Origin of the sequence: Nonomuraea sp. NPDC049129, assembly GCF_040648495.1 — a bacterium.
Lineage (GTDB): Bacteria > Actinomycetota > Actinomycetes > Streptosporangiales > Streptosporangiaceae > Nonomuraea.
Window position 1 is genome coordinate 334,253 of sequence record NZ_JBEZDU010000004.1, and the last position, 14,144, is coordinate 348,396.

General features: G+C 69.1%; 10 protein-coding genes. 7 read left to right on the forward strand and 3 right to left on the reverse strand.

Translation table 11 applies throughout. The features are described from left to right. Positions 1-4 precede the first annotated feature (4 nt). Both AB0B64_RS14225 and AB0B64_RS14230 read right to left on the reverse strand, forming a co-directional pair. The gene (locus AB0B64_RS14225) at positions 5-826 is read right to left on the reverse strand and encodes an ABC transporter permease (RefSeq protein ID WP_357942111.1); all 822 of its coding nucleotides are present in this window, start codon (positions 824-826) and stop codon (positions 5-7) included. Further along, on the reverse strand, positions 816-1,652 hold the full coding sequence (locus AB0B64_RS14230) for an ABC transporter ATP-binding protein (protein ID WP_357942113.1): 837 nt from the start codon (positions 1,650-1,652) through the stop codon (positions 816-818). The genes AB0B64_RS14225 and AB0B64_RS14230 overlap by 11 nt, the downstream gene beginning before the upstream one ends. A gap of 294 nt (positions 1,653-1,946) precedes the next feature. Between AB0B64_RS14230 and AB0B64_RS14235 the strand changes: the two genes are divergently transcribed. From AB0B64_RS14235 to AB0B64_RS14245, 3 genes are all read left to right on the forward strand, one after another. Next, entirely contained in the window at positions 1,947-2,663 is a 717-nt protein-coding gene (locus tag AB0B64_RS14235; RefSeq protein ID WP_357942114.1) for a phosphotransferase, read from the forward strand. Next, on the forward strand, positions 2,660-3,139 hold the full coding sequence (locus tag AB0B64_RS14240) for a DUF1707 domain-containing protein (protein ID WP_357942116.1): 480 nt from the start codon (positions 2,660-2,662) through the stop codon (positions 3,137-3,139). Before AB0B64_RS14235 ends, AB0B64_RS14240 begins: the two co-directional genes overlap by 4 nt. A gap of 63 nt (positions 3,140-3,202) precedes the next feature. Beyond that, positions 3,203-4,627 (forward strand): lanthionine synthetase LanC family protein, encoded by a 1,425-nt coding sequence (locus tag AB0B64_RS14245; protein ID WP_358177403.1) that lies wholly within the window; start codon positions 3,203-3,205, stop codon positions 4,625-4,627. A gap of 11 nt (positions 4,628-4,638) precedes the next feature. On the opposite strand, the gene AB0B64_RS14250 is transcribed toward AB0B64_RS14245, so the two are convergent. Further along, complete coding sequence (locus AB0B64_RS14250) at positions 4,639-5,541, reverse strand: hypothetical protein (protein ID WP_357942120.1); 903 nt, start codon at positions 5,539-5,541, stop codon at positions 4,639-4,641. Positions 5,542-5,858: 317 nt separating this feature from the next. On the opposite strand from AB0B64_RS14250, the gene AB0B64_RS14255 reads away from it, so the two are divergent. The 4 genes from AB0B64_RS14255 (at position 5,859) to AB0B64_RS14270 (ending at position 14,122) form a co-directional block, all read left to right on the forward strand. Continuing rightward, positions 5,859-11,252, forward strand: coding sequence for a VWD domain-containing protein (locus tag AB0B64_RS14255; RefSeq protein ID WP_357942122.1), 5,394 nt, complete (start codon positions 5,859-5,861; stop codon positions 11,250-11,252). A 473-nt stretch (positions 11,253-11,725) separates the two neighbouring features. Next, entirely contained in the window at positions 11,726-12,724 is a 999-nt protein-coding gene (locus AB0B64_RS14260; protein WP_357942124.1) for a winged helix-turn-helix domain-containing protein, read from the forward strand. 22 nt (positions 12,725-12,746) lie between these two features. Beyond that, on the forward strand, positions 12,747-13,037 hold the full coding sequence (locus tag AB0B64_RS14265; RefSeq protein WP_357942126.1) for a hypothetical protein: 291 nt from the start codon (positions 12,747-12,749) through the stop codon (positions 13,035-13,037). Beyond that, the gene (locus tag AB0B64_RS14270) at positions 13,034-14,122 is read left to right on the forward strand and encodes a transglycosylase SLT domain-containing protein (protein ID WP_358177406.1); all 1,089 of its coding nucleotides are present in this window, start codon (positions 13,034-13,036) and stop codon (positions 14,120-14,122) included. The genes AB0B64_RS14265 and AB0B64_RS14270 overlap by 4 nt, the downstream gene beginning before the upstream one ends. Positions 14,123-14,144 lie beyond the last annotated feature (22 nt).

Sequence of the window (14,144 nt, forward strand, 5' to 3'; positions counted from 1 at the left end):
CACTTCAGAGCAGGTGTCCGCGCCCCCATCCGCGCGTGAGCCTGCGGACGGCGAACGTGCCGGCGACGAGGCCGATCGCCAGCAGCACCCCGGCCGGTGCCAGAGTGCCCGCCGCGTCTCCGCGGACCGCGGCCTGCATCATCGTCAGGGCCCAGTAGCCGGGCGAGATGTGCGCGGCTACCTGGGCCCACTCGGGCATGATGCTCAAGGGCACCAGGGCGCCGCCCAGCGAGCTGAGCGTCAGGGCGCCGACGTCGGAGATCACGCTGAGCTCCCCGTGGCTGCGGACGATCGTGGCGAGTGCCGCGCCGATCGACAGCAGCGCGAAGGCCCAGATCGCGATCGCGAAGACCACGTACTGCGGGGCCCTCGGGATCGGCAGCCCGATGACGAGGCAGCCGTACACCAGCAGGATCGACTGCTGCACGACCATCACCACGAAGATCGGGATGGTCTTGCCGAGCAGCAGCTCGGTCGCCGGGGCGCGGCTGGCGCGCAGGCGGTCCCAGGTACGCCAGGTGCGCTCGACGAGGATCGCGTTGCCCGCGATGGAGATCGCGAACACCGAGAACATCACCATCAGCCCGGTCGCCACCTGCGTGGCGCCGCCTTCGACGGCCCGGACGTACAGCGGCTTGAGCACCAGCATGAGCACCATCGGCATGGCGACGTAGCTGATCATCTGGCCCGGGTCGCGCAGCCGGATGAGCGTGTTGTGCTTGGCCAGCGCGCCGATGCGGTACGCGGCGCCGCGCAGGTTCTCGACCAGGCCCGCGGGCGGCGGGGGTTCGATCCGCTGTTGGGTGTGGGGGGTGTCAAGGAGCATTGCTGACCGCCAGGGATCGGTAGAGGTCGTCGAGGGAGGGGTTGCGCACGTCGACGGTGCTGATCGGGCGGTCGGCACGGCTGAGCAGGTCGATCAGGGTGTTGGCCGGGTGGGTCGTCGAGACCGTGATCTCCTCTTCGTTGTCGAAGGTGAGCTGCACCTCGCCGGGCAGGCCGTCGACCAGCTCCTCGTGGGTGCCCCTGGCGATGACCCGGCCGTCCCTGACGACCGCGATCGTGGCCTGGAGCTCGGTGAGCTCGGGCAGGTAGTGGGTGGTGTAGACGACGGCGGCGCCCTCGCCCGCGCGCTGCTTGACCACGTCGAGCATCGCCTGCCTGGTCTCCAGGTCGGCGCCGGCCGTGGGCTCGTCGAGCAGCAGCAGCGCCGGCCGGTGGATGAGCGCGGTGGCCGCCTGGGTCCTGCGCTGCTGGCCGCCGGACAGGACCGCCGCGTGCCGGTCGATGAAGTCGGTCAGCCGCAGGGCGACCACGATGTCGTCGATGGCGGTGGTGAGCGCCTGGCCACGCAGCCCGGCCAGCTTGCCGAACAGCTCCAGGTGCTCCCTGACGCTGACGGACGGGTAGAGCGCGATGTGCTGCGGTGCGACTCCGACCTGGCCTTTGACGGCGGACGGTGGCTTACCGTCGATGGTGACGTGGCCGCCGTCCGGTCGGGTCAGGTACGACACGATCTCCACGAAGGTCGTCTTGCCCGCGCCGTTGTGCCCCACGAGCCCGACGATCTCGCCCGCGGCCACGCTCAGGCTGAACTCGTCGAGGGCTCTGACCGGGCCATAACACTTGACAAGATCGATTGCCTCCAGCAATGTGTCACCTCCTCCAGGTATTCACACCGAATGCGACGTCTGCTCTTTGTCGGAAATTAATCGGTTGAATACGATTAACTGGTGTTGGTGGCTACGATAGCGGTAGCTGACCTGGGTGGCCGATGGCAAGAAGTTCCGGAAACAGTAGGCCACTGACCTTCTGCGGGATTTTGTCGCCACAACTGGTAAATCCGCACTACAGGTCCACTGTCATCAAATGACGGTAATTTGCTGCCAGTGCGCCAGTTATCGCACAACTAGAATGACTCACCTTTACCGCATAATCTGACCACCATGCGTGTGGGAACGTTGCTCGCGGCAGGGCAGGACTGCGACGTGTACGAGGCCGGGACCGGCAAGGTGATCCGGCGGGCCCGCGACGGCCGCAGCCTCGAACGCGAGGCGTCGGTCATGCGGCACGCCCGCAGGCAGGGCTTTCCGGCGCCCGAGGTCTTCGACGCCGACGGGGCCGACATCCTCATGGAGCGGGTCGTGGGCGTCAGCGTGTCGCGCGACGCCACCCGGCGGCCGTGGCGGGCGCCCGCGTACGGGCGCCTCCTGGTGGAACTGCTCCAGCGGCTGGCCACCGTACGCGCGCCCGGCTGGCTGCCAGCCGCCGAGGGGGCGCCCGGCAACAACCTGCTCCACCTGGACCTGCACCCCGGCAACGTGCTCGTCACCGGCGACGGCCCCCGGGTCATCGACTGGGCGAACGCCGGCCGTGGCGCGCCGGCCGCCGACGTGGCGTGCACCTGGCTCATCATCGCCGCCGCCCCCGTGTCCGGGCCGGTCCGGCGAGCCGGGCGCCTTCTCATGGCGAAGGCGTTCGCGGACGCCGTCGACCGGCCGGCCGTGCTGCCGTACCTGACCGCGATGGCCGAGCGCCGCCGCGACGACGACAACACCCACGACGCCGAGCGGGCCGCCATCGACCGCCTGCTCGCCCGCGAGACCGCGACATCCTCCCCACGGCTCACGCCGAAAGACTCCACGCTCAAGGAGAACCGATGAACGAGCGGCGAAAGATCCGGGCGTCGGACGGCGATCGCGAGGTGGTCGCCGAGCGGCTCAGCTCCGCGCTGGCCGAGGGCCGCCTGAGCATGCAGGAGTACGACGACCGGCTGGGCCGGGCCTTCCAGGCGGTGACGTACGGCGAACTGGCGGATCTCCTGGGCGACCTGCCCCGCGCGAAGGCGAAACCGCAGCCCGCGCCGCGGGGGGCGGCGGTCCCGGCCGGACTACTGGCGACGCTGCCGAGATGGCTCAGGATCCTCTGGGCGATCTGGGCCGTGAAGGTGTCGATCAACGTCGTGGTCTGGGTCATGCTCAGCGTGTCCGACGCGTCCCTGGTGTACTTCTGGCCCATGTGGATCATCGGTCCGCCGGGCGCCGCGCTGTTCGGGTTGTCGGCCGCGACCACCATGATGCGCCGTGGCCGTGCCCCTATGGAAGCCGCCGCGACGCCCTCACCCCTCGACGGCGGCTGACTGCCCGGAAAGCGGTGTCGGCAACCCTTAATTTCCTACCAAATGTGTGGGATAATGGTCGGCATGAGCTTGGATCGGACGCGCTCATCGAGCGAGCGTGCTGAGACACCGCTGAACGCCGCCATCATGGCCGGCCGCTGGATTCGCTCGGCGGCCGTTGACGACGAGCGCGGCCGGCACTGGCGGGCCAACCCCGACCCCCGGGGCAGGTCGGCCCTCGCCGCCGAACCGGCCTCGCTCTACGCGGGGGCGGCGGGCATCATGCTGTTCTTCTTGGAGCTGGCCGCCGCGACGGGCCACGAGGCGTACCTCGAAGAGGCCCGTGCGGGCGCCCGCTACCTCTCCGCGACCTGGGCGAACCAGACCAGCCTGTCGCTCTATCACGGTCTGTCCGGCACGGTGGTCGCGCTCGCCGAGGCCGGTTGGGTGCTCGGGGACGGGGAGTTCGAGGCGGCCGCCGTGGCCGCCGCCGACCGGATCGTCCGCTCCGCCCGCCCGCTCGACGGCGGCCCCGGCTGGTCGCGCGATCCCGCGCAGAGTGGTGACGGTGGCGTGGTGCTCGGCCTGCTGCACGCGTCCTCGATGCTCGGCATGCCCGCCTACCAGGACCTGGCCGTCGAGGCGGGCGCCCGCATCGCCCGCCTGGCCGTCCCCGGCCACCGATTCGGTGACTCCACCGGCCTGCCTGACGCGCAGGCCTGGCCCGGCGACTGCTCCGACCTGCCGGGGAAGCCCGGTGACGCGGCCGGTGGCCGGGCCGATCTGCCGGTGGACGCCGTCACCCCGGGCTTCCTGTCCGGTACGGCGGGCACGGCGTTCCTGCTCGCCCGCCTGTACGGCGTCACCGGCGACCCGCTCTTCCTCAACGCGGCCCGCAGAGGCGCCGGCTTCGTCCAGATGGTCAGCGTCGTGGCCGGGAGGTGCGCCGCCGTGCCGCACCACGTCCCACAGGGCCGCGGGCTGCACTATCTGGGCTTCTGCTCGGGTTCGGCCGGGGTGGCGCGGCTGTTCTACGAGCTGTACCGGGTCACGGGCGAGGCCGACGACCTGGCCTGGTGCGAGCGGCTGGCCCACGGCATCGTCGAGAGCGGCGTCCCGCACCGCCGTACCCCGGGCTTCTGGAACGTCTCCTGCCAGTGCTGCGGGACGGCCGGACTACTGGAGCTGTTCGTGGGGCTGTGGGCGGCGACGGGGCGCAAGTCGTACCTGGACTTCGCGAGCGTGCTCGCCGAGCACCTGATCGGCCGCGCGGTCGACCACGACGGGCGGGGACTGCGCTGGTACCAGGCGTATCGGCGGCTGCGCCCCGGCGAGGTGTCGGCGGACACGGGCTACATGGTCGGCGCGGCGGGCATCGGCGCCGCGCTCCTGCACCTGGACGCCGCCCTCCAGGGCGACCAGGCCCGCCGGGTGATCCTGCTGCCGGACAACCCGTTCCCCTCGATCCCCGTGCCCGCGCACCGTCTGGGCAAGAATCAAGGCAGCTGACGGCGCCAGGGTCATCTGACGGCGGATGGGACGATGTCGATGGCCTCGATCGACACGGCGGGGCGGAAGGTCAGGAAGGGACGCTCGTCGCTGTCGTTCAGGTCGGTCGTGACGAACCGCTCGGGCGAAGATCCCGGACGCACGACCCGGCCACCGGTGATGGCGAGGTAGCCGCTGAAGTTCCGCCTGGTGAAGCGGCGCTCGGTTCCGGTCGGGACGTCGATCGCGATGAGGGGGCTCTCGTCGTCGGGCTCCGGGTAGACGATGAGTTCGCGGTCGGATGTCCAGACGGAGTGCGCCCCGGGTAGGGCGACCCGGTCCTCGTGGACGCCGATCACCTTGCCGGAAAGGTCGAGGACGACGGTGGTGATGACGTCGTCCAGTGTCAGATAGGTGGCGGCGAGGAGTCGCCCGTCCGGGGACCAGCTGATGGCGTCTTCCTGCCAGTAGCCCTCGGCCGACCAGAGCGGTTGCCGGGCGCCGGTGGCGGTCTCGATCAGCACGATGCCGACGATCTCGTCGCCCACGCCGGGGATTCCGGGTCCGTTCGACAGGTCGGCCAGGACGGCGATCCGGCTGCCGTCCGGTGAGAGCGCCGCCCGCACGAAACCGTCCGAGACGAACTCCTGCCGCGCTCCGGTGGCGAGCGCGTGCAGCACCACCCGCGTGGGTTCGGCGCCGTCGTCCTGCCGCGACAGGAACACCAGCCGGGTCCCGTCGGACGACAGCGACACCGTATTGCGGGAGAGGTGGCCCGGGAGCCCCGGGACGGTCACGAACTCGTCGCTGTCGGCGTCCAGCACGAGCACGGCGTCCCGATCGAGGCCATGAGCCGCGACGACCATCCGAGCCGCCCGCACCGGCCGTGAAGCCGGCGCGTCGAATGCGATCTCCCACGACCGGTGGACGACCACGGTACCTCCCAAGAGCGGATCCGAACCGCAGCCTAGTCAATGATCACGGAACGTGGTGATTCCAGATCTGCCGCAAGCCGATCTTCATGGTGTACGTTCCCCGCTGCGATATTTATGCCCCATTTATCCGAGGTGAGTGCATGCGGCGTCTCTGCGTAATCATGGTGGGCGTGCTCGTGGCGTCCTTATTAGGACCCGTCCACGAGACATTAACCGCCAGAATGGCGGCAGCGGCAGCGGCGGTGAACGCAGCCGCCGCCCCCTGCCCCCCGAACAGCGACGACTGGTCGAACGCCGGCAGAGGTGACAAACGCTGCGTGTTCAACGCCATGTACGCCACCCGCCGCCGCATCAACAGCAGCTGCTTGACCGCCCGTCCCGCGCTCGGCACCTACATCTACCAGCAGCCCAACGAGTGCAGCAGCGGCGGCGGCATCGAGGCCATCGGGCAGGCGCGCGCCATCAAGTACGTGAACGACCACCTCGGCGTCCGGCCGCCCGCACAGCCCGGCGCGGTCATCAACCCGAACGTCCAGTGGGAGACGTACCTCAACAACGGCCGCGATCGGCCCGACATCGTCTACTACGACCGGATCGGCACCAGTTTCGCCGAGGTGGTCGAGGCCAAGGTCAAGGGCAACCCGGACTATGAGGGCTGGGGACGCCAGGTCGGCCGGTACGTCGCGGCGATCGCCGCCAACGGCGTCAACGGCGTCCGCGCCGGGTCGGTCCTCGACCGCTGGGGCGGGTACGAGGACTGGTTCCAGGTCTACGGCAAGGGAAAGACGTGCCCGCTCAGTGGCGGCGACAAGGGATACCAGCTGTCCACCTACCGGGCCACCTCGCCGGCCTCCGGCCTCCTGGACATCCGGGAGGTGAAGAAGGAGCGCAAGTGCGAGAGGCAGAAGGACCCGGCGGATCCCAACAGCCCGCCCGCCAAGATCCCCAACGTGGACGAGGACGACGACGACTTCAAGTGGGACCCCCCGGACTACCTTCTGCCGCTGATCAGGGGCATCCGGACCGTCGGTCCGACCACGCTCGCCCAGGACATCGGCGCCTATGGCAGCGTCGAACTCGCCGCGGCCGAGCTGACCGCTGAGATCGAGCTGTTCCTCGCAAGCCAGGCGGGCAGGGCGTTCCTGATCGACGCCGGCTTCATCACGGCCGAGGCGGCGCTGGCGTTCGGCATTGTGGGGCTGGTCGGCCTCATCCTGTGGTGGTATTTCAGCCACCACGGCAGTCTGGTGAAGGGCGAACCGCACTTCACCACCCCGGACAGACTGGGCTACGACCTGCAGTCCGTCGGCGAGTTCATCCTCGCCCAGTCGGACAAGTGGAACCTGGAGATCCAGGGCCGGCTCAGCCCCGCCAGCGGTGGCAGGGACGTTTCGGTGATGTTCGACGCCGCGATGGAGGCCGGCGACCACCTGGTCGAGTTCCACGAGGACGACCTGTACATCGACAACCAGAAGCGCACGCTCGACACCGGCAAGCTCCTCCACCTGGGCAAGAACGCGTTCATCCTGCGCAAGGACGACAAGTGGGCCGTCATGTTCGACGGCGTGGCCGGTCCTGCTCTGTCCTGGAGGAGAGGCGCCGCCAGCCTCTACGTGCCGCCGACCCCCGACAGCGACCTCGTGGGCCTGCTCGGCAACGCCGACGGCGACCCGAAGAACGACCTGCGTCTGCGGGACGGCACCCAGCTGCCCGCCAACGCCTCGCCGACCGTGCTGCACAGCAGCTTCGCCGACTCTTGGCGGATCGACGACAACGAGTCGCTGTTCACCTACGGTCCGGGCCAGAGCACCGCGACCTTCACGAACAAGCAGTTCCCATCCAAGATCGTCTCGGTCGCCGACCTGACGCCCGAGCAGGTCCAGTTGGCGACCACTCAGTGCGAGGCGAACGGCGTCCCGGCGGGCCTCCAGTTCAACGACTGCATCCTGGACATCGCGCTCACGGCGGACACTTCGTTCGCGAAGGCCGCCGCCGAGCAGACGAAGGCCATCCTCGACCCGACGGCGCAGGTAGCCAACGAGAACGGGGACCTGGCGATCGACTTCCAGGGGGCGCTCAGCTCGAACGTGCGGCCGTCGCGGGTGTCGACCGATCCGACGGTGAGCACGTTCGCCGGGCCGTTCAGCGGGACGGACTCGTACCGGTTCTACGCGCAGTCGCTACCGTCTCACAAGAGCGGGACGCTGAGCTTCGACCTGCTGGCCGTCGGCGACTGGGCGTCCGACACCGACACCGAGACGGTCCAGGTCGAGACCGACCGCGGCACCCCGTACACGATCACGCCGAGTACGCTGACGCCCGTCGCGACCGGGAAACTGGCGACCGGCCTGCCGTGGGCCAAGTACCGGATCACGATGCCGGTCACCCACAACAAGAGCCAGATCGAGTTCAAGACCACGGCCACCGGGGTGGCGGGCATCTCGAACCAGGCGTTCGGCATCGACAACGTCAACCTCGATCTGGACGTCACGCCGCCACAGACGTTCACGGTGTCGCTGCCGTTCGCGGCCTCGGACGGCGTCCCGGCCGCGGGAGCGGGCAACCTGGAGAGCGAGGTCGCGCGCGACGAGTACCAGTTCACGCTGGGCCAGCAGGGTTCGATCTTCGTTGACGCGCAGGAGTGCCCGGGGCTCTGGCTCAACTGGGAGCTGTTCAACGCCGCGGGCGCGAGCGTTGCCGCCAACTCTCTGTGCGGTGACAAGCGCCTCGACAGCCTCGCGGCGGGCGCGTACCGGCTACGCGTTTCACCGCACGAGGACGAGTTCGGCGCCTACAAGCTCAGCGTGAGCACGATCGCGCCCGATGTCGTCAAGACCGCGGCGATCGGCGGGCCGAAGGTGTCGCTGGCGACCACCCAGCCGGGCCAGTACGGCACCTGGACGTTCGCCGGAACAGCCGGCCAGAAGGTCTCCTTCGAGTTCACCGACGGCACCCTGAGTTCGAGCAGTGACGCCACCCTGCGGGTGAAGCGACCCGACGGGGCCGTCCTGGCGTCGCAGAGCTGCGGCAAGACCTGCTTCATCGACACCGAGACCCTGCCTGCCACCGGCACCTACTCGGTGGTGTGGGATCCGAAGGACGCCAAGACCGGCTCGCTCGCGCTGCAACTGTTCGAGGTGACCGACCTCACCGGGACGGTCGCGCTCGGAGCGCCCTCCACACTGACGAGCACGGTTCCCGGACAGGACGCGTACTGGTCGTTCGCCGGTAAGGCCGGGCAGCAGATCGCGTTCGGGGTCAGCGGGCTGACCAGCTCCGCCTACGCCTCGGTCCGCAAACCGGACGGAACCCCGCTGTACGGCTCCACCTACTGCTCGACGGCCTGCGCCTTCAACACCATCACGCTTCCCGCGGACGGCACCTACACGATCATCGTCGATCCGACCGTCGCGCGGCCGGGGCCGATGACGGCAGGGGTGATCGCGGGCGATGTCACCGGCTCCCTGACCGTCGGCGGGGCACCGGTCAAGCTGACCACCACCGGGCCGGGGCAGAACGCCATCTGGTCGTTCGCCGGGACGGCCGGTCAGCGTATCGCGTTCGCCTTTACGGGCGGGACGTGGGACAACAACGGGTACGCGCGCGCCTCGGTGCGTAACCCGGATGGAACGGACCTGTTCAAGCCGACCTACTGCAAGTCGTCGTGCACGTTCGACACGGTCACGCTGCCAGTGACCGGGACCTACACGGTGGTCGCCGACCCGTACGGGGCGGCCGTGGGCTCGATCTCCGCGCAGGTCGTCGCGGGCGACGTCACCGGCTCCCTGACCGCCGGCGGGGCACCGGTCAAGCTGACCACCACCGGGCCGGGGCAGAAAGCCACCTGGTCGTTCGCCGGGACGGCCGGTCAGCGCATCGCGTTCGTTCTGACGGGCGGGACGTTCGACAACAACGGGTACGCACGCGCGTCGGTGCGCAATCCCGACGGATCGGACCTGTTCAAGCCGGTCTACTGCCAGCCGTCGTGCGCGTTCGACACCTCCACGCTGCCGGAGACCGGAACGTACACAGTGGTCGCCGACCCGTATGGAACGGCCGTGGGCTCGATCTCCGCGCAGGTCGTCGCGGGCGACGTCACTGGGACGCTCACGCCGGGCGGCGCCGCGGTCAAGCTGACCACCACCGAGCCGGGGCAGAACCCGACCTGGTCGTTGGCAGGAAAGTCCGGGCAGCGGATCTCGATCGCGATCTCGGGCGGAACGTTCACCAGCGCGCAGGCGTTGGTGCTCGGACCGGACGGCTCGGTCTTCCTGCCGAAGAAGTCCTGCTCCACCTCCTGTTTCTTCGATGCGACCGTACTGCCGGCGGACGGCACCTACCAGGTGGTGGTCGACCCGGCCGGTATCTACACCGGCTCGGCCTCCGCCCAGGTGAACCTCGTGGCGCAGGACGTGGCGGCGCAGGTCACCGTCGGCGGGCCGGCGTCCACGCTGACGACCACGATCGCCGGACAGCACGGTGTGTGGACGTTCGCCGGGACCGAGGGCCAGCAGGTGTCGTTCAACTTCACCGGTTCGACGTTCACCTCCAGCTCGGACATCAAGGTCAAGGTCAAGAAGCCGGATGGAACCGACCTGGTCGCCGACACCCGCTGCGGCGTCAACTGCCTGCTCGAGCCGACCGTGCTGCCGGTGACCGGCACCTACACGGTCGAGCTCAACCCGCAGAACGCCAAGACGGGTTCGCTGACCCTGCAGCTCTACACGGTGACTCACCTGACCGGCAGCGTCATCGTCGGAGGCGCCGCGTCCAGTCTCACGACGACGACGCCGGGCCAGAACGGAACCTGGTCCTTCTCCGGCACCTCGGGCCAGCTCGTCTCGTTCAACTTCACCGAAGCGAGTTTCGCCAGTGCGACCGGTGCTCGGGTGTCGGTGAAGAAGCCTGACGGCTCCGTGCTGGTGGCGGCCACTTACTGCGGTCGTAACTGCTTCCTGGAACCGGTTGCTCTTCCGGTGGCGGGTACCTACACGGTGGAATTCGACCCGCAGGATGGGAATGTCGGAAAGCTGACCGCTCAGCTCTACACGGTGACTCACCTGACCGGCAGCGTCACGGTCGGAGGCGCCGCGTCCAGTCTCACGACGACGACGCCGGGCCAGAACGGAACCTGGTCCCTCTCCGGCACCTCGGGCCAGCTCGTCTCGTTCAACTTCACCGATGCCGACTTCGCCAACAGCACCGGCGCCCAGGTGACGGTGAAGAAGCCTGACGGCTCCGTGCTGGTGGCGGCCACCTACTGCGGCCGCAACTGTTTCCTCGACCCAGTGGCCCTGCCAGCCACAGGCACCTACACCGTCGAATACAACCCGCGAGAGGAACAGGTCGGCAAGCTGACGCTGAGGACCTACTCGGTCGCCGACCTCTCTCCGGTGAGGATCACCATCGGTGGTGCCACCTCGACCCTGACCACCATGACCCCGGGCCAGAACGGAACCTGGACCTTCAACGGCACCACCAACCAGAAGGTGACCTTCACCTTCACCAACTCCAGTTTCGGCAGCTCCATCGACGCCCAGGTATCGGTGAAGAAGCCCGACGGCACCGCATTGGGCTCCACCACCTATTGCGGCCGCAACTGCACCATCTCCGCGACGACTCTGCCCGCCACGGGCACCTACACCATCCTCTTCGACCCCAAGGCCGATAAGACCGGCGCCCTGACCGTCAAACTAGCGCTGGCGAGCTAGATCGGCACGACGAACCGGCGGCGTGGGCTCGGTGGTGAAAGCCACCGAACCCACGCCGCCGTGGCGTTTACGGGTGTTGGGACCTGGGCCGCCGGCAGCGTGTCCGGAAACGGCAGCCTGACGGCGGGTTCAACGGTGAAGGAACATCGCCGTTCAACACGATTTCCTGCCGCAGGTAGACGCTCTCCTTCGCACCGATCGTGGGGCTGTAAGTGACTTGTAAGTCAGATGTGAGCGTTGAGGCTTACGTTCCTTATGCACCAAGCACAGGCGGAACATCCTGAACGGAGCGCATCCAATGCGACTGAGGGCCAAGAGCGTCCGCATCACCTGAGCATGAGGGTGACCACATAGCCGGTGGGGGCCGGAAGGTGCAGGTCCGGCCCCCACCTCATGCGACCTGTGCCAACGGATCTTTCCAGCTTATTTGAAGCATCCATCCAGAGATGTCAGCTTTGCCTACAGTACGACCCGTGGGGGCTCCGGTAATCAGAACGAACGTGTGGAGCGAGCTGCGAGTGACCTCCGCTCCTCAGCTGTCCGTGTCGATCTCTCCGAACCTGACCGCTCTCGCCATGATCGCCGACGCGCTGGCCGGCCGCCGGCGTGGCCTGCCCGAGCTGTGGCGGCGCGCGGTCCAGTCGAGGGTGAGCCCGCTGGGACGCGAGGCGGTCCTTCCGCTCGCCGCTCCCGGCTACTCCGTCGTGCCCGACAGCGTCGCGCCGATCACCCCCATGGACGACATGTCCGTGTCGGCCCAGGTGAGCGCGCTGAGCGACATACCGCCCGAATCCCTGATCAAGGACCTGGAGCAGGCGTTCGGCGACGGATCGCTGCCGACGCACTGGAGGGCCGCCGCCGAGCGGCCCGGCCGCTGGCTGCGCGGGTACGCCACCGCGCTCAACGACGTCTGGCACACCACCGAGCCGCTCTGGCAGCGGGCGCGGCCCCTGCTCGACCGGGAGATCGAGCGCGTCGGCATCACCTCCGTCCGCGGCGGCCCCGAGCTGCTGCTGGGCTCACTGAACGACCGCATCCGATACGGCGAGCGCGGCCTGCTGATCGCCGACATCGAGGCCAGCACGTACGAGCTGGGCAACCGGCGGATCATCCTGGTGCCGATGCTGGCGGGCAAGGACGCCGTGATCGTCAGCCTGGACCATCCCGACGCGGTGTGGATCGCCTACCCCGTCCCCGGTGCCGAGTCGCTGTGGCGCCGGCCCGTCGCGCCCGCCGTGGACGAGCTGTCCGCCCTGGTCGGCCCGGTACGCGCCGAACTGCTCTGCCAGCTGGACCAGCCCATGACGATGAGCATGCTGGCCGCCAACGTCAAGATCGCGCCCAGCGGGATCACCTATCACTGCGACCGGCTGCACGCCGCGCGGCTGATCAGCAGGGAGCGGCGGGGACGCGAGGTCTGGATCGCCCGCACCGACCGGGCGGAGGAACTGCTGTCGCTCTTCCGCCGCTGAGTGCTGACCGAGGAGATCTACTGTGGTCCTGAAATATCACCGTGAAGCGCTCGACGGGTGCGGAACGGCGGCGAAGAACGCTTCCGGTGCCTACGCCGAGGTCGCCGCGTCCGTGTCCGGCGCGGCGATCGACCAGGCCGCCTTCGGCCGGCTCGACAACTCCGGGGCGCTGGCCGCGGCGGTGAGCGAACTGAACGCGGCCGCCGGGACCACCGCGCGGACGCTCGGCGGGCATCTCCAGGCGGTGGAACAGGCGCTGGACGCCGTGGAGCGGACGTTCACGGACGCCGACGGGGCCGCGGTGCGCCGGTGAGCGGCATCGACGACGTACGGGGCGTCCCCGGCGGCGCCGAACTGGCCACGCTGGCCTCGACGTTGGTGGGCGACCCCGGCGCTGTGGGCCGCGTCGTCGGTGTGTGGCAGGCGACGGCCGACACCGGCCGGGGCCAGACCGCCGCGGTCAGGTCGGCCGTCGGCGATCTGGACGCCGCCTGGCAGGGGGCGAGCGCCGACGCGTTCGTCACGTACATGGACCGGGCCGGAAAGATCGGCGACACGCTGCACAGCGTGCTGTCGCAATGCGCCACGCACCTGGCCACGGCCGCCGAGGCCCTGCGGACGGCCGAGTCCCAGGCGAACGGGATCTGCCAGAACTACGCCGCCGCCGTACGCGACTTCCAGGCCAGGAACCCGCAGGCCACGCAGGAACAGATCCTGGAAGGCGTGCAGGGGTTGGTCGGGGACGCCCGCAAGCAGCTGGAGGAGCAGCGGACGGCCGCGAACAACGCGCTGGGCACGGCCGCGGCCGGTATCCGGGGCCTGCTGGGCGGGCTGGGCAAATCCACCGAGAACTGGCCGGAGCCGGACACAGAGCCCTTCGCCCCAGGTGCGGGGAAGCCCTTGGACTGGACCCCGTCGCGACAGCAAACCGGGAGCGGCACTTCCCTCGCCCAGGCCAGTGGAAAGGGAGGCAGCCTGCCCGGTTTCGGGGGATACGGGCCGAGCGGTCCGCCCCCGGCGGGCGGCGGACCAGCCCCGCAGGGACAGGTGGCCGACTGGATCACACAGGCCGTCAACGTCCTCAAGGCGCAGGGCTACCCGGTCGAGAAGATGAACGCCAACGACATCTGGACCATCATCCGGCACGAGTCGGGCGGCAACCCCAACGCGATCAACAACTGGGACTCAAACGCCGCCAAGGGCACGCCGTCCAAGGGGCTCATGCAGACGATCGACCCCACGTTCAACCGGTGGAAGCTGCCGGGGCACGAGAACATCTACAACCCGGTCGACAACATCATCGCCGGAGTCCGCTACGCCATCGAACGCTACGGCTCGGTCTCCAACGTGCCCGGCGTCGTCGGCACGAAGACCGGCGGCGGCTACCGGGGTTACTGACTCGTTGTCACTGAGCCGATTC

What these genes read in the sequence shown, in the direction of transcription:
- AB0B64_RS14225 (WP_357942111.1), bottom strand. Translation starts at nt 826, where the DNA reads ATGCTCCTTGACACCCCCCACACCCAACAGCGGATCGAACCCCCGCCG.
- AB0B64_RS14235 (WP_357942114.1), top strand. Translation starts at nt 1,947, where the DNA reads ATGCGTGTGGGAACGTTGCTCGCGGCAGGGCAGGACTGCGACGTGTAC.
- AB0B64_RS14240 (WP_357942116.1), top strand. Translation starts at nt 2,660, where the DNA reads ATGAACGAGCGGCGAAAGATCCGGGCGTCGGACGGCGATCGCGAGGTG.
- AB0B64_RS14245 (WP_358177403.1), top strand. Translation starts at nt 3,203, where the DNA reads ATGAGCTTGGATCGGACGCGCTCATCGAGCGAGCGTGCTGAGACACCG.